General features: G+C 34.8%; 2 protein-coding genes. One reads left to right on the forward strand and one right to left on the reverse strand.

Annotated features, from left to right (window positions below):
* Positions 1–368 precede the first annotated feature (368 nt).
* A complete protein-coding gene (locus tag HRT72_07375) occupies positions 369–2501 on the forward strand; it encodes a SpoIIE family protein phosphatase (GenBank protein ID NQY67526.1) in 2133 nt (710 codons plus the stop codon).
* Here HRT72_07375 and HRT72_07380 read toward each other — a convergent pair.
* Positions 2498–2737, reverse strand: coding sequence for a hypothetical protein (locus HRT72_07380; GenBank protein ID NQY67527.1), 240 nt, complete (start codon positions 2735–2737; stop codon positions 2498–2500). The two genes, HRT72_07375 and HRT72_07380, sit on opposite strands and share 4 nt — an antisense overlap.
* Between the last annotated feature and the right edge of the window lie 13 nt (positions 2738–2750).

Below are 2750 nucleotides of genomic sequence, written 5' to 3' on the forward strand. Positions count from 1 at the left end.
AAATCTATATCACCATTAATCGCATCACCGGTTGAAGTCGATTCTTTAACGACTTACCCGATGAACTCTGCAAGCTTAAAAGAGATGTAGCCAGGTACTACATTATCCGTACACTTATATTCTAGCGATGAACTCACAAAGCTAGAAAAGACGTTACAACTGGTTGATGATGAGATAAACTACCTTACCATGAAACTTGCTAAACAATTCGGATTCGATCAATCTCTCCCTTAGAAAATCGTGCTATTAAAATTCCTAAATTAGACCTGTAAAAACATCTTATGTTTAATAGGCAATTCCTTCGTAGATCTTTAATCGTTTCGCTTCTTGTTGGAACGATTCTTAATTTGACTAACAACTTTAGTATAATGAGTGGGTTAGACTTTAGTCTAAGTCACTTAATTACCATTGGGCTAACTTACCTTGTTCCTTTTTGTGTTTCTCTATATGCATCTTACTCAGCTTCCAAGCTTACCAAAATCGGAACAGGAGAAATTGCTAGGCTAGCAACATTCCCCGAGCAAACCCCCAATATTGTAATGGAATGTAACTTGGGAGCTGACAAGGTAACTTATATGAATCCGGCCGCAAAAGGAATATTCCCTGACATTGAAGAGCAAGGGCATGATCACAAATTGTTTAATAACATCAAGAAGAAATTAAGTACGGGTATTGACTTTACCACGGAAATAGAAATAAATGGCATTTTCTATGAACAAAAAGTTTACTTCATTATAGATAGTCAAATTATTAGAGTCTTTTGCAACGACATTACGTTACAGAAAAAGAATGAACAAGATTTTGCGAATATGACTTTATTTCCGGAGCAAAACCCAAACATGGTAATGGAATGCGATCTCGTTCTACAGAAAATTACGTACATGAATCCGGCAGCTTTAAGTCAGTATCCAGAGATACAAGAAGAATGTCATAACCATCCTCTTTTTGCAAATCTAAAAGACGGAATTATAGCTGGCAAAGACTTTCAAACTGAGGTTAACTTCGACAATAAGGTATATGATCAGAAAGTATGTTTTGTTCCTGGCACATCTGCTATTCGTTTGTTCTCTAACGATATAACAGAGTTGAAGATAAGTGAACAGAAACTAGCAAACATGGCTTTGTTTCCTGAGCAAAACCCAAATATGGTTATGGAATGTAGTTTAACAGAAAAGAAGGTTACCTATATGAACCCAGCGGCTAAAACTAGATATCCAGAATTATTTAAAGTAGGAATTGGTCATGCTATTTTTTCCAATATTCATAGTAAAATTAGAGAAGGGAAAGATTTCCAATGCGAGGTAACTGTAGATAATTTAATTTTTGATCAGAAAATATATTTCATACCTAATTCACCTTTAGTAAGAATTTTTAGCACCGATATTACAGAGCAAAAAGAAATACAAAATAAATTAGCCGTCTTAGCTACTTTCCCTGAAGAGAATCCTAGTCCAATTATAGAATTGGATAAGGATAGGAATATTACTTACTCCAATCCTGCCTGTAATGCTCATTTTCCAGATCTAATGGAACTAAAAGGCGATCACCCAATTCTCTTTCCTCTTAAAAGTAATTTTGAAAATTTAATAAATGGAACTATTTCTGCCTACGAAGAGCACCTTATGTTTGGTGATATATGCTTTTTACAGAGAGGTAAATATTTAAAGGAAAATGGGGTTGTGCGAATTTTCAATGTTGACATAAGTCAGCAAAAGAGAAATGAAGAAATAATTCGTGAAAAAAATCAAGAAATGATGGATAGCATAAACTATGCTGAGAACATACAGCAATCGATGCTCCCTGCTACTACTGAACTAAATACGGTATTTAAAGATGCATTTGTCTTCTATAAACCCAAAGACATAATTAGTGGCGATTTCTATTATTATGCGACAATTGGAAATGAATTTATTGTTGCCAATTGCGATTGTACAGGTCATGGGGTACCTGGAGCACTAATGAGTATGGTTGGGTTCAACCATATTTCCCAAATTACCAATGAGCAGCCACTTAGAACTCCGGGGGAAATGATGGCTGAATTAGATGTACGTCTTCGGAAATCATTAAAGCAAGATGGAAAAGGAACTACTTCTCGCGATGGCATGGATGGTGTATTCTACTATATAAACAAAAAGAACAAGATGCTTCAATTCGCAGGTGCAAATAACCCTATAATCATAATAAGAAAAGGAGGAATATTGGAATACAAAGGCACCAAATTGGCCATTGGTGGAAGATATGAAGGAGAACGATCATACGAAGACATTACTATTAATTTAGAGAAAGGAGATTGTATATACTCCTTCACAGATGGGTATCAAGATCAATTTGGTGGACCAAAAGAAAAAAAATTAATGAAGAAAAGGATGCTTGAATTGTTAATTGATATCAACACAGATCCTATGTCTGTTCAAGAACAAAAAATAAAAGAATACTTATCTTCTTGGCAAGGTGCTCAGGAGCAGGTTGATGATATTCAAATGATAGGAATTCGGTTTTAACTCTTTTCGATATACATATTGTGTATCCTTAAAAAGCCTTCTGCATTCATCCAATTTTGCTGGGTTGCTTCATTTACTATATTAGAAACCCTCAGCTTATTTTCTACCAGCAGGCCGTTTTCTAATATGAATTTCAATACCTCTTCATAAGAGACTAAGAAGCTTTTATAAAACGACTCCTTTAAATTTATTTTATTGTCAGAAAACCGCTGAGCCATCTCTATATTATACAGCATTAAATCCACTGTT

Source organism: Flavobacteriales bacterium (assembly GCA_013214975.1).
In the GTDB taxonomy this organism is placed as follows: domain Bacteria; phylum Bacteroidota; class Bacteroidia; order DT-38; family DT-38; genus DT-38.

Coding starts and splice junctions, on each gene's coding strand:
- HRT72_07375 (NQY67526.1), top strand. CDS start 369: ATGAGTGGGTTAGACTTTAGTCTAAGTCACTTAATTACCATTGGGCTA.
- HRT72_07380 (NQY67527.1), bottom strand. CDS start 2,737: ATGCTGTATAATATAGAGATGGCTCAGCGGTTTTCTGACAATAAAATA.